This window comes from Micromonospora sp. NPDC085948, assembly GCF_040686315.1.
GTDB lineage: Bacteria > Actinomycetota > Actinomycetes > Mycobacteriales > Micromonosporaceae > Micromonospora.
In genome coordinates this window covers 359,121-384,210 of the sequence record NZ_JBFBJW010000003.1, presented here as the reverse complement: position 1 = coordinate 384,210, position 25,090 = coordinate 359,121, and the positions used below count along the sequence as shown (strand labels likewise).

The window sequence follows — 25,090 nt, the reverse complement described above, 5'->3', positions numbered from 1 at the left end:
GGCTAGTTGCGTCGGTGGTAGTGGTTGCGGCGGGGGAGTTGTTCGGGGTCGAGCCAGGCGGGTGGGATGAACTCGGGGTGCCCGTTGTCGCCGAGCCGGACGGCCCAGTCGCTGTGGTGCACGTGGCGGTGGTGGTGGCCGCAGAGTAGGACGGCATTGTCGAGGTTGGTGGTGCCGCCGTCGGCCCAGTGGTGGATGTGGTGGGCGTCGCACCAGCGGGGTGGTCGGTCGCAGCCGGGGAAGGCGCAGCCCCGGTCTCGCAGCACCAGGGCGCGTCGTAGTGAGCCGGTGATGAGTCGGCGTTGTCGGCCGACGTCGAGTGGTTGGCCGGTGCCGCCGAGGACGGCGGGCAGGATTGCCGCGTCGCAGGCGAGCCGGCGCACGGCCTCGGGTGTGAGGTGTAGGCCGGTGTCGAGAGCGCCGTTGGTCAGCTGTCGGGTCAACTCGTCATAGGTGGTGGTGACGACGACCTGAGCGAGGTCACCGCCGTTTTGGGGGATGTCGCCGGTGCGTAGGGCGAGTCGGCAGATGTCGGCGAGGGCGTCGTGGCGGCGTTGGCCTGGGGTGCGGGCGTCGTCGGGGCAGGTGGGTGTGGTGAGGGGGTCGATGGCGGCGCGCAGCGCGGCGGCGGCTTCGGTGTCGAGGACGCCGGTGAGGCGGATTCGGCCGTCGGTCTGCTCGCTGATCGTGACGTGCCGGTCCCGCATGGCCCGCGACTCCTGGGCCCGCAGGGCAGCCTCGGCGGCGGCGTCGGCGACTTCCGGGGCGACGTGGTCGAGGATCCGGGTGCCGAGCTTGCGCAGCAGGGCGGCGTCGAACTGCGCCGCCCACTCGACGAGGACACCGACGGCCTTGTCGGCAGCCTCCGTGCCGGCGGCGGCGTGGACGGTCTCGACCGTCGCGGCGATGACCCGGACCTGCTCCACGTCGACCGAACCGCCGGCCAACGCGTCCCGCACCCCGGGCGGGGCGGTGTCAAGCGTCGCGGCCAGCTCGACCAGACGGCGGGCGGCGCCGACCCCGAGGCGCAGCCGGTCCCGCAGCCACACCGCCGTCGAGGACGCGCCCTGGGTCGTCGCGGTGCCGCGGCCGTCCAACTCCCGCACGAGGGCCAGCTTGACCGCGGCCAGCCGTTGCTCGACGCGGTGCACCGCGTCCAGCGCCACCACGAGATCGCGCTCGCCGGCGGCCCAGACGGGCGTGTCGAAGCAGGCCGCCACTGCGGCCTCGGCCTGCTCCAACGCATCGATCACAGGTAGAGATTAGAACGCCTGTACGACACTTTCCGGTGTCGTTGATCGTCCCGCCGCAGGCCGATCATCAGGACCACCGGAATGCGCGGAGGTGACGTAACCTCCCGCCATGATCGAACGGGTGAGGGTCGCGGTCGTTGGTGTCGGCAACAACACGTCGGCGTTGGTGCAGGGGCTTGCTCTCTACCGCCAGAGCGGCAGCCTGGTCGGCATCCGCCGGCCGACGATCGACGGGCTCGGGGTGGGCGACATCGACGTCGTGGCGGCCTTCGCCACCTCCGCGGAGAAGATCGGTCGGGATCTGACCGAGGCGATCTTCCTGCCGCCCAACAACTTCCCCCGGCTGAACTGCGACCTGCCCCGAGCAGGTGTGCCCGTCACGAAGGGCCTCGTCGACGCGACCGGGGTGCCGCGGGTCGCGGCGGCGTTGGCCGGTGCGGAGGTGCTGCTCTACTCGGCGCCGAGTGGCCGGCCGGAGACCGCGCGGGCGTACGCCGAGGCGGCGCACACCGCCGGCGTCGCCTTCATCAACACCACCTCCGACCCGGTCGCCCGCGACCCGCACCTGCTGGACAGGTTCACGGCGGCCGGACTGCCGCTATTCGGCGATGACCTGGCCAGCCAGTTCGGCACCTCGGTGCTGCACAAAGCGCTGCTGCGGCTGCTCGAGGAGCGGGGCCTCACGCTGGTCAGCTCGTACCAGGTCAACCTGGGCGGCACCGAGGACTTCCGCAACCTGGTCGCCAACCCCAACACGAAGAAGCAGTCCAAGCTCAACGCCCTGACGGAAGGCCACCCCGCCGGTCGACCCGCCGCCGAGCAACCCGCCGCCGACCGACCCGCCGCCGGCAGGGTCGAGGTGGCTCCGCTCGGCTACCTGCCGCACCTGCGCTCGCAGAAGGTGGCTCACCTCAACATCGAGGCGCAGGGTTGGGGCGAGACAGCGGTGAGCCTCGACGTGAAGCTGACGGTGCACGACCCCAGCGGTGCCGCCGGGGTCAACATCGACCTCATCCGCATCGCGGCCAGCGCGCTCCGCACCGGGCGTGGTGGCCATTCCGCCGAGGTGACGTCGTTGCTCAAGTCCCCTCCGGGTACGGCGGTCTGAGGCGGTGATGACCGTCAGCCCGCCACCCGCAGCCCGCGCCGAGGCTCGCCCCGTCAGCCCGCGCCGACGGAGCGGTACACGTCGAGGGTCTGACCCGCGATGGCGTCCCAGGAGAAGTGGTCCACCGCGCGCTGGCGACCGGCCAGGCCGAACCGCCCGGTACGCGCCGGATCGGCGAGCAGCGTGTTGATCGCCGCCGCCAGGTCGGCGACGAACGTCCCCGGTTCCAACGGGGTCCCCGACCCGTCGCTGACCTGCTCGATCGGCACCAGCAGGCCCGTCTCGCCGTCGGCCACCACCTCGGGGATGCCGCCGGTCGCGGTCGCCACCACGGCCGTCTCGCAGGCCATCGCCTCCAGGTTGACGATGCCCATCGGCTCATAGATCGACGGGCAGACGAAGACGGTGGCGTGGGTGAGCACCTGGATCACCTCGGGCTTGGGCAGCATCTCGGCGACCCAGACCACGCCGGAGCGGTTGGCCCGCAGCTCGGCGACCAGGCCCGCCACCTCGGCGGCGATCTCGGCGGTGTCCGGTGCGCCGGCGAGCAGCACGAGCTGGGTGTCCGCCGGCAGCTCCCGCGCGGCCCGCAACAGGTAGGGCAGCCCCTTCTGTCGAGTGATCCTTCCCACGTAGACGACGCTGGGTCGGGACGGGTCGATGCCGAGCCGGTCGAGCACGTCGGTCGCCTGATCCGGCGCGTACTGAATGGTGTCGATGCCGTTGTAGACCACCCGGACCCGGTCCGGGTCGATCTGCGGGTAGGCGGTGAGCACGTCGTTGCGCATCCCGCCACTGACGGCGATCACCGCGTCGGCGGCCTCCATCGCGGTGCGCTCGATCCAGGAGGAGAGCGCGTAACCGCCTCCGAGCTGTTCGGCCTTCCACGGCCGCAGCGGCTCCAGGCTGTGCGCGGTCACCACGTGCGGCACCCCGTGCAGCAGTTTCGCGGTGTGGCCGGCCAGGTTCGCGTACCAGGTGTGGCTGTGCACCACGTCGGCGCCGGCCGTGCCGGCGGCCATCTCCAGGTCCACGCCCATCGTGCGCAGCGCGGCGTTCGCGCCGGTCAGGCCGGGCGGTTCGGGGTACGCGGTGACGCCCGGCTCGGTGCGCGGCAGACCGAAGCAGTGCACCCGGACGTCGGCGCGGCGGCGCAACTCCCGGGCCAGGTACTCGACGTGCACCCCGGCGCCGCCGTAGACCTCCGGCGGGTACTCGCGGGTGAGCAGATCGACGCGCAGCGGGGTGGGTTCCGTCATGACCCCGCACCCTAATGCAGAAGAGTCCCCGTACGAGTGGTGAAGTCCGACGCGGGTGGATAGCGTCGTGGCATGGCTGCCAAGGTGCTCGCGATCGTCCTGGCGGGTGGTGAGGGCAAGCGCCTGATGCCACTCACCACGGACCGGGCCAAGCCGGCCGTCCCGTTCGGCGGGATGTACCGCATGGTCGACTTCGTCCTCTCCAACCTGGCAAACGCCGGCTATCTCAAGATTGTCGTGCTGACCCAGTACAAGTCCCATTCCCTCGACCGGCACATCACCAAGACCTGGCGGATGTCCACGCTGCTCGGCAACTACGTCACCCCGGTGCCCGCGCAGCAGCGTCGTGGCCCGTGGTGGTTCGCCGGCTCGGCCGACGCCATCTACCAGAGCTTCAACCTCATCAACGACGAGCAGCCCGACTACGTGATCGTCTTCGGCGCCGACCACATCTACCGGATGGACCCGCGGCAGATGGTGGAGGACCACATCGCCTCCGGTGCCGCGGTCACCGTCGCCGGCATCCGCCAGCCGCTGTCGATGGCCGACCAGTTCGGCGTCATCGAGGTCGGCGAGGACGGCCGGAAGATCCGGGCGTTCCGCGAGAAGCCCACCGACGCGGTCGGTCTGCCGGACGCGCCGGACGAGATCTACGCCTCGATGGGCAACTACGTCTTCACCACCCGTGCGCTCTGCGAGGCGGTCGAGCGCGACGCGGCCGACAAGTCGAGCAAGCACGACATGGGCGGCAGCATCATCCCGATGCTCGTCGAGCGGGGCGAGGCGAACGTCTACGACTTCCGCGACAACGAGGTGCCGGGCAGCAACGACCGGGACCGCGGCTACTGGCGGGACGTGGGGACGCTCGACTCGTTCTACGACGCGCACATGGATCTGATCAACGTGCACCCCGTCTTCAACCTCTACAACTTCGACTGGCCGATCTACACCGAGCAGCCGCCGTGGCCGCCGGCGAAGTTCGTCCACCAGTGGGGTGAGCGCGTCGGCCGGGCGGTCGGCTCGATGGTCTCGCCCGGTGTGGTGATCTCCGGTTCGCTGGTGGAGAACTCGATCGTCTCGCCGAAGGTGCGGGTGCACTCCTGGGCGCACGTCGAGGGCTCGGTGCTGATGGAGGGTGTGGAGATCGGCCGGCACGCGGTGGTCCGGCGGGCCATCCTGGACAAGAACGTGTTCGTCCCGGAGGGCGTCGAGATCGGCGTCGACCTGGAGAAGGACCGGCAGCGCTACACCGTCTCCGACAATGGCATCGTGGTGATCGGCAAGGGCCAGAAGGTCGAGCCGTGAGCGACAGGCACTCCCCGAGGAGGATTCCGCAGTGACCCACCCCCGTGCCGGCCAGCCCGCCGAGCCCGCCGACCTGGTCGACGTGCCGCGCCTGGTGACCGCCTACTACGCCGAGCATCCGGACCCCACGGACCCGGCCCAGCAGGTCTCCTTCGGCACCTCCGGCCACCGCGGCTCCAGCCTGCGCAACGCGTTCAACTCCGACCACATCCTGGCCGTCACCCAGGCGCTCTGCGACTACCGACGGGAGCAGGGGCTGGACGGGCCGCTCTTCCTCGCCCGGGACACCCACGCGCTGTCCGCGCCGGCCGCCGTGGACGCCCTGGAGGTGCTCGCCGCCAACGACGTCACCGTGCTCGTCGACAGCCGCGACGGTTACACCCCCACCCCGGCGCTGTCGCACGCGATCCTCACCCACAACCGGGGACGCACCAGTGGGCTCGCCGACGGGATCGTCATCACCCCGTCGCACAACCCGCCGGACGACGGCGGTTTCAAGTACAACCCCACGAACGGCGGGCCGGCCGACACCGACGTGACCCGGTGGATCCAGGACCGCGCCAACGCGATCCTGGCCGCCGGGCTCAAGGAGGTCCGCCGGATCACCCACGCGCGGGCGCGGGCCGCCGACACCACCGGGGAGTACGACTTCCTCGCCCACTACGTCGACGACCTGCCCTCGGCGATCGATATCGACGCCATCCGCGACGCCGGGATCCGGATCGGCGCGGACCCGCTGGGCGGGGCGAGCGTGGCGTACTGGGGTGAGATCGCCGAGCGGCACCGGCTGGACCTGACCGTGGTCAACCCGACGGTCGACCCGACCTGGCGGTTCATGACCCTGGACGGCGACGGCAAGATCCGGATGGACTGCTCCTCGCCCAACGCCATGGCGTCGCTGATCGCCGCCCGCGCCGACTATCAGATCTCCACCGGCAACGACGCCGACGCCGACCGGCACGGCATCGTCACCCCGGACGCGGGCCTGATGAACCCCAACCACTACCTGGCGGTGGCGATCGATCACCTGTTCCGGACCCGTACCGAATGGGGTCCGAACGCCGCGGTGGGCAAGACGCTCGTCTCCTCGTCGATGATCGACCGGGTCGCCGCGGACCTGGGTCGGCCGCTGCTGGAGGTACCGGTCGGCTTCAAGTGGTTCGTGCCCGGGCTGCTCGACGGAGCGGTCGGCTTCGGCGGTGAGGAGAGCGCCGGGGCGTCGTTCCTGCGCCGCGACGGCTCCACCTGGACCACCGACAAGGACGGCCTCCTGCTCTGCCTGCTCGCCGCCGAGATCCTGGCCACCACCGGGCGCAGCCCGAGCGAGCACTGGGCGGAGTTGGCCGAGCGGTTCGGCGCGCCCTCGTACGCCCGGATCGACGCCCCGGCCACCCGGGAGCAGAAGGCCGTGCTCGGAAAGCTCTCCCCGGACCAGGTCACCGCGACCGAACTCGCCGGTGAGCCGATCACCGCGACGTTGACGACCGCCCCCGGCAACAACGCCCCGATCGGCGGCCTCAAGGTCAGCACGAAGTCCGGCTGGTTCGCCGCGCGCCCGTCCGGCACCGAGGATGTCTACAAGATCTACGCCGAGTCCTTCCAGGGCCCCGACCACCTCAAGCAGATCCAAGAAGAAGCCAAAAACCTGGTAGACCAGGCCCTAACCCCCTAACCCCTGCCCCCTCCGGGTCCGCCTTGCCCAAGTTGATCAAGAAGTTTGCGTCAGGACACGCCGCGCGGGTGACGCAAACCTCTTGATCAACGGGGCTGAGGGTGGGGTGGGGGGTGGCAGGGCAGGGGGGTTAGCAGGGTGGGGGGATTTCTTGTTGGGCTCTTCGTCGTAGTTCTTCGGGGAGCAGTTCGCGGAGCTGCTCCGGCAGGAACGGCAGGTCGAGCAGGGTCATCTTCAGCTGGTTGCGTTCCTGGTAGCGCAGCGGGTCGAAGCGGACCACCAGGCCGGCGTTGCGGCGGTACGTGATGTCCACGGCCCCCTCCGTCGCGGCGTCGCGGAACACCAGCCCGTCCATCTCCACCACGACCGGCGACGAGTCGGGCCGGAGTTCCAACCGGATCTTCTCGTCCGGCGAGAGCACCACCGACCGGGAGATACCGGCCATCGGCGCCGACGGCGTGATCACCACCGAGTCCGCGGCGGGGGAGATCAGTGGGCCACCGGCCGCGTAGCTGTACGCCGTCGAGCCGATCGGGGTGCTCACCACCACGGCGTCGCTGCGGTAGTAGCCGTACTGCTGGCCGTCGATGCCGAGGGTGACGCTGACGAAGCCGGAGCCGGGCTGGCGGACCAACGCGATGTCGTTGAACGCCACGACGTCGTCACCGCAGACGTCGCAGGCGAGGCAGGCGTGCGACTCGACGGTGAAGTCCTTCGACAGCAGCCGGCTCAGCGCGTCGGGCAGCTCCGGCGGCTCGATCTCCACGAGAAACCCCAGATGACCCAGGTGTACGCCGAGCACCGGCTTCGGGTCACGGATGGCGGAACGTAGCGCACCCAGCATGGTGCCGTCGCCGCCGATGCTGATCAACGCGTTGGAGCGGGTGGCGACCTCCTCGGCCGGCACCGGTTCGACGCAGGACGGTACGCGGTGCTGGTCCTCCTCGCGCACCATCAGCGTCTTGTGGTGGCGCGTCGCCCACCGTTCGATGATCCCGACCACCTCGGTGACATCCCGGGTGGGGTGCAGCACAAGTCCCAGCCCCGACACCCGTACAGCTCACCACATTCGCGGTGGCCGCACCCGGCGTACCGCGAAGGTGCGCCGACGGTCCGGGGACCGTCGGCGCACCTCGCCGCCGTCAGGGTCGGGGTTGACCGCTGAGGTGCCTCAGCGAGCGGGCGACCAGGTCGTCGCGGGCCGCCGGGGGCAGCCCCTCCAACCCGAAGCCCAGGTAGACCGTGTCGGCGGTGGCCACCACGGAGCCCTCCTCGAACGCCCGCTGGCTGCGCGACCAGTCGGTGGCGTTGCCACCGGATCCGGCCGGCGGACCGGCGACCGTCCAGCCGTCCAGGTCGGCCGACTCGAACGAGGTCTCCGCCACGGTCGCCCCGTCGACGAGCACCCGGGCGTCGTCCACGAAGACACCCAGCCCCTGGGTGGCCCAGTCCGAGGCGTACGTGATCGACACCTCGACCTGCTTGCCGGCGTAACCGGACAGGTCCGTCACGAACTCCTTCCAGCCGCCGGAGGCGCCGGACGCCGCGTTCCAGCTGCCGGTGCTCCCGGTGGGCGAGCAGTCCGCACCCTGGTAGTGGGCGAGGAACGGGTGCAGCCCGACCCAGTCGCTGGCACAGCTCTCCCCGGTGGACGTGCTGGTCTTGCCGTTGACGTCCGGCAGGGTCGTCCAGTTGTCGGTGCCCACCTCGTGCGCCTCGACGAAGAGGAAGTCCCAGTCCTGCTCGATGTCGTACGAGGTGAAGAAGCGCAACTCCGCACTGCTCGCCCCGGTCAGGTCCACCGTGCGGGTGAGCCGCTTGTACGACTCGTCGCTCTGCCCGCTGTGCAGATACCACTCACCGGTACGCGGATCGAACGGCGCGCCGCCCGGCCGGGTCCAGCCCACCGGCGCGGAGCTGGCGAACTGGGGGAACTCGTCCGGCGGCAGGAAGCCCGACGTGGTCAGGAACGACGCGCCGTGCTCCTGGTTCTGCGCCGACCCGGGTGCGTTGAGCTGCCCGCTGAAGCCGGCGAACGCGCCGTCGGTGCCGGCGACCGGATACGGTCCCCCCTCCGGGGAGGTGCCGCCGTCGCTGACGTAGGTGTACGCGCCCAGCCAGTACTGCTGGAAGTCGTTCAACAACGGCAGGCAGGCGGCGGACTCGGCGTCGGTGCACTCGGGCGGCGCGTCCGGGTGGTAGACGTACGACCCGTTGGCGCCCTGGGCGTACAGCGCGTACTGGCCGCTGATCAGGAGCTTGCCGCCCTCGTTGAGGTAGTCCCGCACGGCCAGTTCGGTGGTCAGCGCCGCCTTGGCCGTGGTGCCGGGCACCTGGTCGGGGGAGCGCACGATGATGTCGTCGCCGGTCTCCCAGACCACCGTCTTGTAGTGCGACAGCACGCCCAGCGGGTGGGGTGCCGCGCGCTCCATCGCGTCGAAGTCGTACACGTCGCTGCTGCGCCCGGCGGCGCTCAGCGACGCCGCGACCTCGTCGGCGTACTTCGCGGTGGTGCCGGTCTGCGTCGGGCTGAGGCCGGTGACGTCCTCCATCGCGAGGACCAGCACGTCGCCGCCGATGTCGCGGTGCACCTGGTAGGTGAAGTGTTGACTGGCGACCACCCCGGCCCGGGGTTTGTTGCCGGTGAACCAGACCTCCACCCGGTCACCCGGCTTCGCGCCGGTGACCGTGCCGCGCAGCTCGGCGTAGTAGTCGTCGTGCGTGTCGCCGTACCGCTCGCCGCCGCGCCACTCGCGGACCGCGACCGTCTTCGGTCGCCCGCCGTTGACCGTGTAGTGCATCCGGACGTTCTTCAGCGCCCGGCGGGTGATCGAGGCGACCTGCTGGGTGCGCCCGTACGAGGTGTCGAACGCGTCCACCACGAAGTCCGGGGTGCTGCGGCCGACCACCGACACCGGGTCGTCCGGGTCCGCCGCGGATCGGGCCACGGCCAGCGCGAACGGCAGGTTCTTCTGCACCTCACCGGCGATGAGGGCCTCGTCGTCGGGGAAGATGAACTCGCTCGCGCAGTCCTCCGGGTGCCACTGGTCGTCCGGGTCGACCGCCGAGGCGGCCTCGCAGGTGGACATCTCCGGCGTGAAGCCCAACGTGCCGTACTTGACGGTGGCGTGGCTGTCGGTGTCACCGTTGGTGGTGTACAGCTCGGCGGAGATGTCCGGGTCGTAGCCGGGCACCGCCGGGTGCGCGTCGTCACCGGCCATCGCCTCGTAGATCACGTCGTCCGGGGTGGGGGTGTTCACCTGCCAGCCGACGCCGTAGAGCAGCAACTGGGCCGCCGAGTGGTAGTTGACGAAGAACTCGAACCCGACCCGCTTGAAGAGCCGGTCCAGGGCCTTGGTCTCCGGCTCCGAGTTGGGGCTCGGACCCCGGTAGGTCTCGCTGTTCGGCTCCGGTGACGAGCCCTCGTTGTCGTACCCCCACTTGTAGCTGAAGTTGCGGTTGAGGTCGACGCCGTCGCCCGAGGTGATCTGCCCGTCGCCGTTGTTGTCCCGCAGGTTCTTGCGCCACAGCCGGTTGCCGGGGGTGAAGGTGTGGTCGTAGCCGTCCGGGTTGGCGACCGGCAGGAACCACAGCTCGGTGGTGTCCAACAGGCGGGTGATCTCCCGGTCGGTGCCGTAGCTGTCCAGCACGTGGTGCATCAGCCGGCGGTTCATCTCCGGCGTGATCCACTCGCGGGCGTGCTGCGCACCGGCGTAGAGCACCGCCGGTCGCTTACCGTCCTCGACGGTCCGCGCGTTCTTGGTGACCTTGACGGCGAGGATCGGCTGGCCCTGCTGGGTGCGGCCGATCGTCTCCACCTTGGCCAGCTTGGGATGACGGGCCGCGGTGGCGTTCAGCTCGTCCCGGAGGCCGCCCGGCTCTCCGTAGGGACGGAACGCCGTCCAGCCGGCCGCGGCCTGCTCCCGCAGCGCCTGCGAGGCGTCCTTGCCGCGAACCTTCTTCACCGACAGGGGGACGCCCTGGTCGGTGAGCCTCTTGGCCTGCCGGCGGCTGAGCACCGTCTCGACTGTGGTCTGTCCGGCCGCGTCGGTCTTCGCGTCGTGGCCGAGGTCGACCCCCGCCGCGCGCAGTTGGTCCCGCTGTTTCGCGTCGACCGTGCCGACGTACACCTCCAAGCCGTCGCGTGCGACCGGGTCGGACGGTGGCTTCGCGCTGGCCGGCGGGGTCAACGCCAGTGCGCCGAGCAGGGTGAGCACGCCGGCGATCGCCAGTCGTCTCGGTCTCATTCGCGCCTCCTTGGGTGAAGGACCTGTAGGCGCGAGCCTTCGGTGCGGCGTGAACGATGTCAATAGTTCAATGGGCGCGAGGTGGCTGCCCGTGTTGGTGTGGGTGCCGCCTGTGATCGTGTGGTGGACTGGCTACCGGAGTGTCGCCGAGATGATGTCCGCGATGCGGTCACCCGCCGCGCCGTCCCACATCGGCGGGGTGGGCCAGCTGGCGGGTCGAGGCGCGGCCACCGTGCTCGCCACGGTCTCGGCGAGCGTCGACCGGGTGACGAGGCGGTTCGTGCCGTGCGTGATCGTGATCGGGCGTTCGGTGTTGGGCCGCAGCGTCAGGCAGGGCACGCCGAGCATCGTCGTCTCCTCCTGCACCCCGCCGGAGTCGGTGACGACGACGGCGGCGCCGCGCACCAGGCTGACGAACTCGAGGTAACCCAGCGGGGCGACGACCCGCAGCGCGCGGTGCGAGAGCAGGCCCGCGCTTTCGAGGTGTCGCCGGCCGCGCGGGTGCAGCGGCAGGATGACCGGGAGTTGGTCGGCGACCGCGTGCAACGCCTTGACCAGGTCGACGACGTCTGTCGCATCGTCGACATTGCCCGGTCGGTGCAGCGTGGCCACCACGTAGCGGTCGGGCAGCGCGAGCGTCGCCCGGATGCCGGCGACGTCGAAGCGGTCGAGATTGGCCAGCAGGGTGTCGATCATCGGGTTGCCGACCAGGTGGATCTTCTCCGCCGGGACGCCCTCGGTCCCGAGGTGCGACACGGCGTCGGGGCTGGTGGCGAACAACAGGTCGGACACGTGGTCGACGACGATCCGGTTGATCTCTTCGGGCATGGACCGATCGAAGCTGCGTAGCCCTGCCTCGACGTGCGCGACCGGGATGCCCAGCTTCGACGCGACGAGGGCGGCGGCGAGTGCGGAGTTGACGTCGCCGTAGACGACGGTGAGGGCCGGGCGGTCGGCGATCATCAGTTCTTCCAGGCCGGTCATGACGCTCGCGGTCTGGCTCGCGTGGCTTCCCGAACCGACTCCCAGGTTGATGTCCGGCTCGGGCAGGCCCAGCTGCCGGAAGAACACCTCGGACATCCGCTCGTCGTAGTGCTGTCCGGTGTGGACGAGGCGCTGCGTCACGCCGTGCCGCTCCAGCGCGCGGATCACCGGTGCTGCCTTGGGGAAGTTGGGACGTGCACCCGCGACGTGCAGAACGGCGTCGGCTGGCATGGCTCTCCTCGGAAATTCGGTGCGAATCAACGGCGGCGCGCCAATAGTACAAGTTATCCAGTTTATGGCATCTAATCGTCATAGAATGCCGAATGACGGATGCATTGCGGTGTGCGTCGCCCGGACCGGTGACCTGCCGTGAATGATGTTCTCAATTCCGAAGGCAGGCAGAGCCGCGTGAAGCAGATCGTCCAATCGGTGTCCGGCGGAGAATTGCGCATCGTCGACGTTCCCCAACCGGAGCCTGGTGCCACCGAGGTGCTCGTCGCCACGCGCAGGTCCCTGCTCTCGGCGGGAACCGAGCGCGCCGTGCGCGAGCTGGCGTCGGCGAGCCTGCTGCGCAAGGCGCGGACCCGGCCGGATCTGGTCCGCCAGGTCGTCAACCGGGCCCGCACGGGGGGAGTCCGCTCGACGCTCGCCGCGGTGCGCAGCCGGCTCGACGAGGACATGCCGCTCGGCTACAGCGCCGCGGGTGTCGTCGTCACGGCCGGCGCCGCCACCGACGGCATCCGACCCGGAATGCGGGTCGCCACCGCGTCGGTGGGGCACGCCGAGTACCAGGCGGTGCCGGGTCTGCTCGCGGTACCCGTACCGGAGTCGGTGTCCGACCAGGCGGCCGCCTTCGGCGCGGTGGCGGCGATCGCCATGCAGGGCCTGCGGCAGGCCGAGGTGGGTCTGGGTGGCTCGGTCGCGGTCGTCGGTCTCGGCCTGGTGGGGCAGCTGACGGTACGACTGGCGCTCGCCTCGGGCCTGCACGTCATCGGCATCGACCTGCGCGACTGGACCGCTCAGTTGGCCGGCGAGTGCGGGGCCGTCGGCCTGGTCGAGGCCGGTGCGGCGACCACCGAGCAGATCATGGAACTGACCCGTGGTCGGGGCGTCGACGCGGTCCTGATCACGGCGGCGACACCCTCGTCGGAGCCGGTGGCGCGCAGCACCGAGATCGCCCGCGACCGCGCCCGACTGGTCGTGGTCGGTGACGTCGGTCTGGACCTCGACCGTCGACCCTTCTACGAGCGTGAGCTGGATCTCCGGTTCGCGCGCAGCTACGGTCCCGGCCGCCACGACCGGGCCTACGAGGAGTGGGGCATCGACTATCCGATCGGCCACGTGCGCTGGACGGCACGGCGCAACATCGAGGCGTACCTCGACCTGGTGGCCAGCGGTCGGGTCGCGGTCGACGACCTGGTGACGCACGTGTACGAGGTGGAGCGCGCGACGGCGGCCTACGACGTGCTGGCCTCCGACCCGCGCTCCCTCGCGGTGCAGCTCAGCTACTCGGCTCCCGCACAGCCGTTCCGGCAGACGATCACCCTCCGGCCGCGCCGCACCTCGACGTCGCCACGGGGCGGCCTGATCGGGGCCGGCGCCTACGCCAAGGCGACGTTCCTGCCCGCGCTCAAGGCGGCGGGCTGGGGAGACGACCTGGTCGCCATCACGTCGGCCCGGGGCCTGTCCGCGCGGCACGCGGCCGAGCGCAACGGCATCGCCGTGGTCGCACCGACAGTCGAGGACCTGCTGGTGCGCGACGACGTCGACGTGGTGTTCATCCTCAGTCGCCACGACTCGCACGCCCGCCTGGTGGCGCAGGCGCTCGACGCCGGCAAGCACGTCTTCGTGGAGAAGCCGCTCGCGCTGACCCAGGACGAACTCGACGAGGTCCGGGCCGCCTACGACCGCAACTCCGGCCACCTGTTCGTCGGGTTCAACCGTCGACACGCGCCGATGGTCGTGCACGCCAAGTCGGCCCTGGCGTCCGGGTCCGGGCCGATCACCGTCGCCTACCGGGTCAACGCCGGGCAACTGCCCGCCGCCCACTGGTATCACGACCGACGCCAGGGTGGCCGCATCCGGGGCGAGGTGTGCCACTTCATGGACCTCGCGTCGTGGCTGGTGGGCGAGCAGCCGCGGGTCGTGCACGCGTACGGCAGCGGGCGCGGCGAGCCGGGTCTGGAGGAGGACGTGAGTGTCCTGCTCGGATACCCGGACGGGTCCACGGCGACGATCACGTACTCCACCCGGGGGCACCGGCGGACGCCCAAGGAGCGCCTGGAGGTCCTCGGTCGCGGGCACACGGTGGTGATCGACGACTTCCGGCGTCTGGAGATCGACGGCCGGGAGGTGAAGCGGGTGCCCGGCGGCAAGGGACACCAGGAGTTGCTCGCCCGCACCCGAGCGGTGATCGCCGGGAACGTGCCCGACGACCGGGACCTCGACGCCTCCTTCGGCACGACGAGGGCCGCGCTGTCCGCGATCGCCGCCCTGGCCGGCATCCAGGAACACCCGTCGCGGCTGCCCACCCAGGTCGACCTGGAGAGCGTGCGGGCCGGCTCGACCTCGTGACACCCCCGCGCCCGGCGGCCGGGCGCACCGGGCGCGACGGGTCAGCGCGGGGCGGCCTGGGTCAGCGCGGGGCGGCCCGGGTCAGCGCGGCGCGTCGCCGTCGACGAGCGGCGCGAGCAGCCGGCCGAGGGCGTGGGCCATCGCGGTACGAGACTGGTTCGCCCGGATCCAACTCCGGCCGGCGGCGCCCATCTTGGCCAGTTCGTCCGGGCTCGCCTGGGTGATCTGAGCGAGGCCGTGGGCGAGGTGGCCCGGCGGGGTCACGTATCCGGAGTCCGCGCCCAGCACGAGGTCGCCGACGGTCCCCGGGCTGTTGGTGACGATCGGCAGCCCGGCGGCCATGTAGTCGAACACCTTGTTGGGGCTGACTCCGGCCCGGAACAGCTCGACGTCGGCGAGGACGTGCACGCCGACGTCCGCGGCGTGCAGGAGGTCGGGGATCTCCGACTTCGGCACCGGGTCGAGGAAGCGGACGTTGGGGATGGCGCGGGCCTTCGCTTGAAGGCGTGCCTTCTCCACTCCCGCGCCCACCAGTACGACGTCGATCTCGGGCACCGCCTCGGCGGCGGCCAGCAGCAGGTCGAGTCCGTTGGCCGGGCCGTGTGCGCCGGCGTAGACGGCGGTCCGGCGGGTGAACCGGTATCGCTCCCGCAGTTCGGCGCGGGGTCGGCTGGGTACGAAGTCCTCGGGGTCCGCCGCGTTGGGGATGAAGGCGATCTTCTCGGGCGCCACGCCCTTGCCCTCGATCGCCGCCCGGACACCGGGCGCCATGATCACCACGCGGTCGGCGCGCCGGTACAGGAACCGTTCGAGGCGCTCCAACGCCCGGTACGCCACCGACGTCTCCGACAGCGTGCCCATCTCGACGAGCACTCGCGGCCACAGGTCCCGGACCTCCAGGACGAACGGCGTGCGCCGGAGTGTCGCCACGACGCAGCCGGAGAGGCCGGCCAGTAGGTGCGGCGACGAGGCGTAGACCACGTCGGGTCGGGGTTGGCGCAGGCTGGCCACCGTGGCCGTCACCGCGTAGCTGGCCCAGTTGACCACCCGGCCCAGACCGTTGCCCCGGTACGGCGTCACGGCGACCAGGTGAAAGCCCGGCTCCGCGCGCTGCGGCCGGCCGGTGATCATGTTGCGGCGGCTCGCGATGATCACGTGCGTCCAGCCGGGCAGCCGGCTGAACAACTCGACGTGCCGGGTGCCGCCGGGATGGCCCGGGGGCACGGCGAAGTGGTTGAGGACGAGGACTCTGCGGGGGTTCATCGTGGTGCTCGCACGTGGTGGACATCCCCTGATCCGAGGTGGGTGACGGTGAGGGAGGCGCCCGCGTCGCTCCAGGCCGCCTGGTAGCGGAAGCCGTCGAGCGCGTCCGGTTCGGGTGGCGGCCCGGGTACCGCGCCGAGCCCCCACAGCGCGGTGTCGGCCCGACTCTGGGCCGTGAGCCACGTCGCCGGCTCCCAGCGTCCGTACGTTCGGCTGTGCCAGCCCGCGAAGGGCGTCGACCGGCCGCGTACCGCCTGGTGCCCGTCGAGTCCGAAGAGGTCGAGCTTGGTCCCGTCGAGGATGAGCGTGTCGTCGTCCACCACGACGTCGGGGTGCAGCGGGACGGTGAGCGACCAGGACCGGGCGGTCGCCGGCGGGTCGGCGAACTCGACGATCGCCACGTACTGCTCGGCCACCACGACCGCCCGGCCGACGCGCACCGGGTGCTCGCCGCGCGCGTACGCGTCGTGCCAGCCGAAGAGGATCGTGCGGTCCGCCAGGACGAGCGGTGTGCCGAGGTGGCCATGGCCGGTGGTGAGCCAGCGGAACGCCCGGTGTGGGACGAGCTGGTCCTGCCCGTCCGGCCGGCGTACCGGGTGGGCGGCGGAGGTACGCAACCCGTTGCGGATCTCAAGCGGGCCGTTGTAGGTGCCCGTGCCCGGGTCGGCGATCAGCCACCTGCCGTCGTGTGTGATCCAGACCGAGGTCAGGTCGGCGTGGCCGTGCGAGGGGCCGCCGTCCACCTTGAACCACACGCGCCACGGCCCCCGGTCGACACGCGCGATGCCTCCGGAGGTCGTCGCGGTCGACCGCTGGCGCGTCGTCGCGCCGAACTCCTCCGCGGTGGACTCCGGGCCGTGCGGGGGCGCGTACCACGCCAGTTCGTCGAATTCGGCGTACCACCGCGCCGGCAGCCGTTCGCCGCACAGCGCGAGCCCGAGCGCGGCGGAGCCGGCCACGTCGAGCGGGTCGCCGGAGGACGCGAGCACCCGTCCCTCGTCCCAGTCGCCGTACTGCGGGACGTCTCCGTCGAACACGCCGAGCCGGGCGAGGTGCAGGCTGGCGGCGTGCAGATCCCGGCGGACGCTGGGCGGCGCGCCGCCGAGCAGCACCCGCACGATGAGCATTTCGAGGACGAACCGGTGGTACGACAGCGAGTCCTCGATCATCCGGCCGTCGGCGCCGAAGTGTCGGCGTTGCTGGGCGGCGAACATCTTCTCGCCGGTACGCGCCCACCAGCGGGCGCGCCGCGCCGCGGGGAACATCCGGGCGAGCAGCATGAGCCCGAGCGCGTCACCGAGCAGGTGGTTGTTGCGCATGCTGCTCAACGTGTAGGGCAGCTCGACCATCAGGTGTCGGGCGCTGGACAGCAGCAGCCGTTCCATGGCGGTCCCGACGTCGCCGGGTAGTCGATCGCCGACGAGCGCGAGGATCTGGTTCCAGGCGATGGCGCGCAGGGCGAGTTCGAGGCTGGAGTACCAGTTGACGCCCCGCTCCGGCGGGGACTGCGTACACCAGGCTCGCAGCAGTTCGTCGAGGCCGCCCTGCCACGGGCCGGTCGGGTCGAGGCGGGCCGCGCGGGCCAGGATCACCAGGTCACGGTGGCGTGCCGCCTCCCAGGTGTGCTTCACGTCGGACAGGCGAGCCTCGGAGCGGATGTCGATGCGCCACCACGGGTCGTCCGCCGGCCACTGCCGTCCGGTCAGCGGGTCGGTGCTCCACGGTGCCGACACACCCGTCGCCACGCGGGCGCCGAAGACCCGGAGCCCGTCGTTCAGCACCTGGCCGGCGTCGTCCAGGCAGCGCTGCCGTGCGCCGTCGCCGATCGGCCGCACGCCGGTCAGCGGCACCGACGCGGCCGGGTGGTGCCGGTGCGCCTCGCCGCGGAACAGGACCGCGTGGAATCCGGTGCGCTTGGATGCCTCGTACGCCGCGCGCAGCGGTGCCGACAGGCCCAGCGCGCGCATGTCCACGGCGATCGCGCGGAGATCGGGTTTCACCTTCGACGTCCCCTTGGGCAATGGCGATTCCGTCGTTTCGTCCCGACCGGGACCGTGGGTGTAGGAAGCTGCAAGCGCAGATCAAATCGGGCATTTAGGACGCTCTTCGGTGGTGCCCGGGTCGTGGTGGGGCGCGCCGGTCGGGGCGGGTCGTCGGACTGTCGTCTGTCCAACGCCGCCGGTGCCGCATCAGTGACGACACCGCCGGTGACGACGTCCGCGGATGCCGCCGCAGGGACGAGAAGGAGTGGTCGTGACAGCGCAAACCCGGGCGCCGCTCGGCCCCCGTACGCCGGTGCCGCCTCCGGCCGGTGCCGGATCACGCCCCGGAGGTCGGGCCGTGGCCGTGGCCGGACGGGGTGGCCGGCGGACGAGGATGACGACTCTCGCCGTCGCGCTGCTGTGTGTCGCGGCCTTCCAGGCGTCGTCGGCGAACGCCTGGCTGACCGTCCTGCAAGCCTCCGCCGCGGCGATCCTGCTCAGTTGCCGCCTTCCGCGCCCCCGACTGCCCGACGCGCTGGCGGTCGCGGTAGCGGCCTGGGCGCAGCTCACCGTCGTCTGGTCCAGCGACGTCGCGCAGACGCGGAGCGTGGCCCTCGCGTACACCTCGGCCGCTCTGCTGTTCGTCGCGGTCCGCCACGTCGCCACGACGCCGACGCACCTGCTCGCGGTCGGGGGTTCCTACATCGTCGGATGCGCCATCGCCGCGTGGCACCTGATCATCGAGGCGCGCGGAGCCGGGGGACAGGCCAGCGCGATGGACATGGCGGTGCGCTTCGGCATCGAGGGCACGAACATCAACTTCACGGCCTACTCCAGCGTCACCGCGTTCGTCCTGGCGCTGGGCCTGTTGAAGATCCGCGGTCAACGGCGGCTCTTCACCATCGGTCTGATCACCGCGTTGCCGGTGCTGGCGTCCGGGATCTTCCTGAACCGGACCAAGGGTGCCCTGGTCGCCCTGCTGCTCGTGGTGGTGTACGCACTGCTCAGCGAACTCAACTCCCGGGTGACCTGGGTGGCCGCGGTCGCCGTGGCGCCGACGCTGCTGGTGACGGTGCCGCTCGGTCTGGGGCAGAGCGCGTTGACGTGGGCCGACGATCTCATCGGCTCGGCGGCGACCGGCGACGTGCTGAGCCGTGTCGAGTTGTGGCGGTACGCGTCCTCCTACTGGTGGGAGGCCCTCTGGGTGGGCGGCGGCGCGGGCACCTTCGAGCTCTGGAATCCGTTGGGCATCCGCCCGCACAACGCCGTGCTCGCCGTCGCCGTGGACCTGGGTCTGCTGGGCCTGCTGGGCGTCGCGGCCCTGTTCGGGGTGGTGCTCGCCCGGCGGGCGGCGCAGTGCCCGGTCGGGCTCCGGGTCGCCGGGCTGTTCCTGGTGGGGGGATTTCCGCTCTGGCTGACCGGAGTGTGGGAGTTCGAGCGGGGGCCGTGGCTGGTACTCGCCCTGCTGTCGATGCTGCCGGTCCAGGTCGCCGGCCGTCGCCGGGCGGGCGACCCCGGGCGGCGAGCGACAGGCCTGCCGGGTCCGGTGCGGGTCCGCGCCGCCGGACGCCCGGCCGGGGCGACAGTTCTGGACTGGCCGGGGGCCATCACCCGGTGACCACCCGATCGTTGGCTCGTTCAGTGACTTCTGAGAGCCAGCGATTTGGACCACGACGCCGCGGAGCGACCGTCCGCGCCGCCGAAACCTGGCCTGGCACGACGACGGGCCGCGTATGGGCGTCGGGTGCTCAACAGTGTGGAGGGTCGGCGAGTGCAACCGCGGAATCCTGGCCGGGTCGACCCGCGACCGTCCGGGGCTGGCCGCCCGGCCGGGAGTGGTCCTCGGTGACCACCGTCGACGGAATCAGTCGTGGCCGGCACCGCTCGCCGGTCGGCGACCTGCAACTCCTGGCCGCGCCGCGACCTGAGCACCGGGTACCCCCGACCGGGGCGGCGCTCCGCGCGGCACCGGCCGGTCACACGGTCACCTGGCTGCCGCTGGTGCTGGCGCTGTCGTGGATGCTCGGCACGTTCGCCGTGTTCTGGTCGACGCGACTGGCCCGCGATGTCACCAACCCCTACCAGCTCTCCGCCTTCGTGCTCCTGGCGACGGCGCTGTTCGCCGGTGGGTACGTGGCGCAGATGGCCCGCCGTCCGCCCTCGCTGGCCGCCGCGACACACTCCATCGGCCGCGTCCGGCTGGTGCGTCAACTGGTCCTGGCCAGCGCGGTCTACTACGTCGTCGTGAGCCTGACGCGGCTGACCCAGTTCGGCGCCACCGGCCCCAGCAGCGTGTGGGCGAACATCCAGGCACCCGCCGCCGGATACGTCAACAAGTTCGACGTCTATCAGCAGGGGTTCGGCAGCACGAGCCCGTGGATGACCGCGCTCTTCCCGCTCGGCGTGCTCAGCGTTGCCCTCGTACCGCTGCTGGTCGTGCACTGGCGCAGTCTGCCCGGCTGGCTGCGACTCGCCGGCGTGGGCGCGACGACCACGCACATCGCGTTCTACCTCTTCATCGGCACGATGAAGGGCCTCGGCGACGTCGTCATCATGCTCGCGGCCGGAATGTTGATCGCGTGGGCGTCGGTCCGGCACCGGCCGCGGACCTACTCGCGCCGGCGTCGGGCGCTCCTGCTCGTCGTCGCGGCGTTCGTGCTCCTGGCCACCTACATGATCCACAATCACGCGACGCGGGCGGCCGAGTTCGGCACCACGGGCGACGTGGTGCGCGTGAACCCGTCGGTGGAACGTGTCCTGGGTAAACCGATGGCCGAGGGCATCGCCGCGATGATCGGTTACCCGACGCACGGCTACCTCGGGTTGTCCTACAACCTGCAGGTGCCCTTCGAGTGGTCCCGTGGTCTCGGCAGCGCGCCGTCCGCGGCGATCTTCGCCGAGCAGACTCTCGACGTGGACCTCACCGACCATCCGAGCTTCCCCGACCGGACGGAGAACGAGATGGGGTGGCCGGCGCGCATGTACTGGGCCACCATCTATCCGTGGCTCGCCTCGGACCTCACCTTCCCCGGTGCGGCGCTGTTCATGGGGTTGGTCGGGTGGCTCTTCGCCGGCTCGTGGCGTGCGGCGGTGTCGTCCCGCCGGGTGGTCCCGTCGCTGATCTTCGCGCAGCTCTGCATTCTCGTCTTCTACGTGCCGGCGAACAACCAGCTCGGGATGGCGCCGGAATCCATCGTCGGGATGGCCACGCTCCTGGCCCTGCACGTGCTGCGGTCGATCTTCGGCGAACATCGGGCGCCCGCCCCGGGTCCGACCTTCACCGCACGGGCTGCCAACAGGTAGGCGCCACGCCCGCCCGGGCTGGGCGGCGCGTGTGCGCCGTCAGCCCCACTGCCGGAAGAACCTGCCGAGCGGTTCCGCGTACGCCCGGTAGTCGAACGATTCGAGCGCCTGGCCGCGCGCGGCCTGGCGCATCATGCTGCGCTGCGCGGAGCTCAACCCCGCCGCCGCACGGAACGCCCCGGTGACCTCGGCGACCGAGTGGTCCCGGCAGACCAGGCCCTCCCGGTGGGGGCGCAGGTATCTGCCCATGTCGCTGGTGAGGTTGGCGATCACCGGTGTGCCGCTGGCGAGGCTCTCGCAGAACTTCGTCGAGAAGCCCGCGTCCGCCGCCCGCTCCGGCCTGCGGACGAGCACCGTGAAATCCGCTTCCTGTAGGGCGTTGGACACCTCGGCCTGCGGTAGCCGCCCCAGGCACCGCACCCCGTCCGGCAGCGGCCCACCGTCGAAGAGGCGGCGCACCTCGTCCAGCGTCGGGCCGTAGACGCGCAGCTCGACACTCGCGCCGTCGCGTTGGACGTTGCCCACCGCCTCGATGACGGTGCCCAGAAGATCCTTCTTGTTCCCGTGCGGGTTTCCCGCGTAGGCGAGCGTGAGCGGAGGTGCGTCGCCCGCGGTCTGCCGTGCCTCCAACGTCAGGCCCTTGACGTCGAGAGTGGGTGGCACCCGCAGGACGGGTCTGCCGCTGCCCCGGTAGTGGTCTTCCAGGTAGGAGCTGATCGCGATGATGCCGTCGCACCGCGGGTAGTAGTGGCGCAGGGCCAGCTTCATGCTGACGTGCAGCGGGCCGAGGTAGCCGCCCCGCACGTGGCGTCCGTTGAACCAGTCGACGACGTCGACGATCAGCGGCACCCGGTGCCGGCGACACCAGCGCTGGAGATGGAACATGTACTGCGCCTGACCGCCGTGCACCAGCACGTGGGACGGCTTGGTCGGCTGGGCGTCGAGCCACCGGACCGTCCGCTGACCCCAGCGCACGAGCGTCTGCACCGAACTGCCGAGGGGCCCCGCCTCCGGCGACGGCCGCTCCGCGAGACCGAGGTGGGAGACCGAGCCCGGTCCGTCGACGCCCGGCAGCGCCGTGCTGGTGAGCGGCTCCGGTCCGCCGCCGGCGACCACCACGTCGTAGCCGGCGGCGGCCAGCGACGCCACCAGTCCGTAGACCCGTCGGGACCCCGCCTCCCCCCACGGGAAGAGGAACGGACCCACACAGGCAACCCATCCGGTACGTCTCATCGCAGCACCCATCTAGGTCAGTTGCCGGCCGGCGACCCCGGCGGTGGTGGATCCGGTTCGTGCCGCCGAGCCCAACGTGGCGGCGAACCGCGCGGCCACGTTCTCCTTGGCGTGCTCCTGCCGTGCGAACGCGGTCCCGTTGCGGGCCAGCCGTTCCCGCAGGGCCGCGTCCCGGCAGAGGTCGGTCAGGCCGCGGACGAGCGCCGCCGTGTCGTCGGTGCCGACGATGACGCCCGCATCGGCCTCCTGGATGTGGTGCATCGAGGCCACCTCGGCCGGCCCGTAGCCGAGGATCGGCCGGCCCGAGGCGAGGTACTGGGGGATCTTCGTCGAGACCGAGTAACGGGTGTAGCGGCGGATCTCCTCGTCGAAGGACTCGATGTGGACGAGCACGTCCGCGCCGTGCAGCGCGGCGGGCACCTCGTCGCTGGTCAGCGACGGCCCCAGCCGTACCCGCGCCAGCGACGCGAAGTGTGGCGCGTGGCGGGTGAGGTCCTGCTCCGGAGCGTGGATGGTCAGCCGGACGGGCAGACCGGCCGCGGCCAGGTCGTCCAGTGCGGCGCCGATGTCGCGCAGCGACTCCCAGCGGTTGAGGTGCAGGGCGCCGACGTAGACCAGCTCCGTCGTCGCCCGCTGCTCCGCCGCGCCCCGGGGTGGGGCGAAGAAGGTCTCGTCGACGCAGTTCGCGAACGGGCTGAACGGGACGCCGTACCGCCGGGCGTACTCCTGGGCCATCGGCGCACTGATGACCATGCCGAGCGGTGCCCGGCGGATGAGTCGTGCGACCGTCTCCTGGACGGACCGGTCGGCCCGGCCGAAGAGTTCACCGTTGTCGTACAGGGTCGCCGGCCAGTCGTCGGTGAAGTGCGGCACGACCGGGACGCCGCAGGTACGCGCCGCGAGCGCCGTGATCCTCGTCAGCCGCACACTGCCGAGCATCGAGTAGACGACATCCGGCCGGAAGCCCCGCATCCACTCGATCAGCGCCGGGGGAACGCGGATCGGGCTGAGATCGGCGGTCGCCCGCAGTTGCGCGTAGATCTTGGCCAGGGCGGGCCGGTTCTCCGCCGCGGCGTGTACGGCGGCGATCGGCCGGCTCTGTTGCAGCGGCGTGCGACCGTTCCAGCCCGACATCCGCATGGCGTAGTACTGGATCGGCAGGTAGTGGTCGCGCGGCGGAAAGTGGAAGAAGTTCTCGCACACGTCCGTGGTCGGCGTGATGTTCCCGGTGTGCACCTGGGCGAGGCGGTCCTTGGGCCAGCCGGAGAAGAGGTTCGACAGGGTCAGGGCGGTGCCGCTGACGCGGCTGAAGGGCGTGTGGCTCACCACCAGTACCCGTGGGAATTCCTCGTCGAACACCATTGGTGCCTCCACCTCTCTCATGTGGTCCGTATTCTCAGCGCCCGCCGGTAGCCGAAGATGGCCGCCGGGACAACGGTCACGGTGTAGATGACAACGGCGGCGTACGGTGCCGCGGCCACTCCCCACCAGTGCACTCCGAGCAGTTTTCCGACAATGGACAGCGGTAGGTACAGCAGATAGCCGCACAACTGGGGGCGGACGACTCCGGCCGCGTTCTGCACCATGAACCGTGGTGAGATCGCCGCCAGCACGATCCACCAGCAGGCGAGGCCCAGCAGCAGTGAGCGGTTCCCGATCGAAATGGGAAGCCAGGCGGCGAGAATCTGCTCGCCGAACAGCACCAGGATGGTCGACGGCAGGAGGGCGATAAGCGTCGAGACGATCGTCATCCGGCGCACGGTGCGGCGAATCCAGTCGAGGTCGCCGCGCGCCAGGGCCTCACCGTGCATCGGCCACAGTGGTTGGTTGACAAGTGTCACGAGCGCGCCGAGCTGGTTGAACAATCTGGCCGGCACCGCGTATGCGGTGACGCTGGCGAGGCCCAGCAGGTGCGCGATGATCAATGGGTCGGCGTTGTCCGCCAGGACCATGATCAGGGTGACCAGGAAGAACATGCCGCCCAGGCCGAACAGCTCCCGGACTCCCCGACCGTCGACGAATCTCAGGCGGGGCGCCAGGTGCGGCAGCCGCCAGCCGAACGTCCAGACCGTGTTGGCGATGTTGACGAGCAACGGGCCGATGGCGATGCTGGCGATCACCGCTATCGGGGGCAGTTTCGCGTACACCGCGCCGAGCGCGAGGGGTAACGAGAGCGCGCTCGCCGTCGCCTGCCAGACATTGCTGGCCGCCACCTGCTGATACGCGTACTGGACGCGGGCGACAAGCGACAGCGGAATGTTGAGCAGGAACGCGGTCAGGCACACCAGGGCGACAAGGTGGGCGTCCCGCGCCGCCGTCCCGGTCGCGTTGAACAGCAGCGGCCACGGGACGAATCCACCGAGCAGAAAGAGCAGGCCACACGTCGGGAGCGCCACCCCGCACACCGCCGCGTAGGCGCTGGAGACGTACCGCCGGGCCGTGTCCGAGTCGCCGTCCACCCGACACGGCGCGAGCCTCGTCATGAGCCCGAGGCCGACACCCAGGTCCGCGAAGGCGACCATCCCGGTGACGGCGAGCACCGCGGCCCAGAGCCCGTACAGGTCGGCGCCCAGGTAGGACAGGGTCACGGGGAGGAGGACGAGTGGTACGAGAGCGCTGACCGCCCGGCTCAGCGCCGCGGTGGCGATCCAGGACAGCAGTCGACGAGCGCGGCTCGGGCCGGGGGGAGCGGCGTCGACCGTAGCGGGTGGCTCCAACGTCTGGACGGCCCGCCGCGACCTGGGCGATGCGGCGTGCAGCGGCTCGTACCGCTGAGACCTGCCGTCCCGGGTCCGCATCTGTCGGTCCTATCGCTTCGCGGCGAACGCCGGAGGGACGCGGCTGCCGCGTCGCGGCCTCGCGCTGGGGTTCCCTACGGTCATAACTGCCGGTGCGGGGGTTTGGGTG

At 71.1% G+C, this 25,090-nt stretch carries 16 protein-coding genes; 6 read left to right on the top strand and 10 right to left on the bottom strand.

Annotated features, from left to right (window positions below):
• Positions 1-2 precede the first annotated feature (2 nt).
• Positions 3-1,253 (bottom strand): DUF222 domain-containing protein, encoded by a 1,251-nt coding sequence (locus AB0O48_RS11380; protein WP_357569953.1) that lies wholly within the window; start codon positions 1,251-1,253, stop codon positions 3-5.
• A 109-nt stretch (positions 1,254-1,362) separates the two neighbouring features.
• Between AB0O48_RS11380 and AB0O48_RS11375 the strand changes: the two genes are divergently transcribed.
• Entirely contained in the window at positions 1,363-2,361 is a 999-nt protein-coding gene (locus AB0O48_RS11375; RefSeq protein ID WP_365064844.1) for an inositol-3-phosphate synthase, read from the top strand.
• A gap of 53 nt (positions 2,362-2,414) precedes the next feature.
• Here AB0O48_RS11375 and glgA read toward each other — a convergent pair whose 3' ends face one another.
• Positions 2,415-3,620 carry a glycogen synthase gene (glgA, locus tag AB0O48_RS11370; protein ID WP_357569951.1) on the bottom strand — a complete coding sequence of 402 codons (1,206 nt, stop codon included), beginning with the start codon at positions 3,618-3,620 and terminating at the stop codon, positions 2,415-2,417.
• A 72-nt stretch (positions 3,621-3,692) separates the two neighbouring features.
• Here glgA and glgC point away from each other — a divergent pair, with 72 nt between their 5' ends.
• Positions 3,693-4,925, top strand: coding sequence for a glucose-1-phosphate adenylyltransferase (gene glgC, locus AB0O48_RS11365; RefSeq protein ID WP_357245759.1), 1,233 nt, complete (start codon positions 3,693-3,695; stop codon positions 4,923-4,925).
• A gap of 31 nt (positions 4,926-4,956) precedes the next feature.
• Complete coding sequence (pgm, locus tag AB0O48_RS11360; protein ID WP_357245756.1) at positions 4,957-6,597, top strand: phosphoglucomutase (alpha-D-glucose-1,6-bisphosphate-dependent); 1,641 nt, start codon at positions 4,957-4,959, stop codon at positions 6,595-6,597.
• A gap of 130 nt (positions 6,598-6,727) precedes the next feature.
• On the opposite strand, the gene AB0O48_RS11355 is transcribed toward pgm, so the two are convergent.
• The 3 genes from AB0O48_RS11355 to wecB form a co-directional block, all read right to left on the bottom strand.
• On the bottom strand, positions 6,728-7,648 hold the full coding sequence (locus AB0O48_RS11355; protein ID WP_357245753.1) for an NAD(+)/NADH kinase: 921 nt from the start codon (positions 7,646-7,648) through the stop codon (positions 6,728-6,730).
• Positions 7,649-7,739: 91 nt separating this feature from the next.
• Positions 7,740-10,844 carry a M14 family zinc carboxypeptidase gene (locus AB0O48_RS11350; protein WP_365064839.1) on the bottom strand — a complete coding sequence of 1,035 codons (3,105 nt, stop codon included), beginning with the start codon at positions 10,842-10,844 and terminating at the stop codon, positions 7,740-7,742.
• 132 nt (positions 10,845-10,976) lie between these two features.
• On the bottom strand, positions 10,977-12,059 hold the full coding sequence (gene wecB / locus AB0O48_RS11345; RefSeq protein WP_357245747.1) for a UDP-N-acetylglucosamine 2-epimerase (non-hydrolyzing): 1,083 nt from the start codon (positions 12,057-12,059) through the stop codon (positions 10,977-10,979).
• Positions 12,060-12,236: 177 nt separating this feature from the next.
• Between wecB and AB0O48_RS11340 the strand changes: the two genes are divergently transcribed.
• On the top strand, positions 12,237-14,402 hold the full coding sequence (locus AB0O48_RS11340; protein ID WP_365064836.1) for a bi-domain-containing oxidoreductase: 2,166 nt from the start codon (positions 12,237-12,239) through the stop codon (positions 14,400-14,402).
• Positions 14,403-14,483: 81 nt separating this feature from the next.
• Here the strand turns inward: AB0O48_RS11340 and AB0O48_RS11335 are convergent, their stop codons facing one another.
• Both AB0O48_RS11335 and AB0O48_RS11330 read right to left on the bottom strand, forming a co-directional pair.
• Complete coding sequence (locus AB0O48_RS11335) at positions 14,484-15,665, bottom strand: glycosyltransferase family 4 protein (RefSeq protein ID WP_365064833.1); 1,182 nt, start codon at positions 15,663-15,665, stop codon at positions 14,484-14,486.
• The gene (locus AB0O48_RS11330; protein WP_357569947.1) at positions 15,662-17,665 is read right to left on the bottom strand and encodes a heparinase II/III family protein; all 2,004 of its coding nucleotides are present in this window, start codon (positions 17,663-17,665) and stop codon (positions 15,662-15,664) included. Before AB0O48_RS11330 ends, AB0O48_RS11335 begins: the two co-directional genes overlap by 4 nt.
• A gap of 253 nt (positions 17,666-17,918) precedes the next feature.
• Between AB0O48_RS11330 and AB0O48_RS11325 the strand changes: the two genes are divergently transcribed.
• Positions 17,919-19,265, top strand: a complete 1,347-nt coding sequence (locus AB0O48_RS11325) for an O-antigen ligase family protein (RefSeq protein ID WP_365064829.1) — start codon at positions 17,919-17,921, stop codon at positions 19,263-19,265.
• 227 nt (positions 19,266-19,492) lie between these two features.
• Positions 19,493-20,950 (top strand): hypothetical protein, encoded by a 1,458-nt coding sequence (locus AB0O48_RS11320; protein ID WP_357245733.1) that lies wholly within the window; start codon positions 19,493-19,495, stop codon positions 20,948-20,950.
• Positions 20,951-20,989: 39 nt separating this feature from the next.
• Here the strand turns inward: AB0O48_RS11320 and AB0O48_RS11315 are convergent, their stop codons facing one another.
• The 3 genes from AB0O48_RS11315 to AB0O48_RS11305 are packed head-to-tail and all read right to left on the bottom strand — an operon-like array spanning position 20,990 to position 24,981.
• Entirely contained in the window at positions 20,990-22,183 is a 1,194-nt protein-coding gene (locus AB0O48_RS11315; RefSeq protein ID WP_357245730.1) for a glycosyltransferase, read from the bottom strand.
• Positions 22,184-22,195: 12 nt separating this feature from the next.
• Positions 22,196-23,566 carry a glycosyl transferase family 1 gene (locus tag AB0O48_RS11310; protein WP_357245727.1) on the bottom strand — a complete coding sequence of 457 codons (1,371 nt, stop codon included), beginning with the start codon at positions 23,564-23,566 and terminating at the stop codon, positions 22,196-22,198.
• On the bottom strand, positions 23,563-24,981 hold the full coding sequence (locus AB0O48_RS11305) for an oligosaccharide flippase family protein (RefSeq protein WP_365064824.1): 1,419 nt from the start codon (positions 24,979-24,981) through the stop codon (positions 23,563-23,565). Before AB0O48_RS11305 ends, AB0O48_RS11310 begins: the two co-directional genes overlap by 4 nt.
• Between the last annotated feature and the right edge of the window lie 109 nt (positions 24,982-25,090).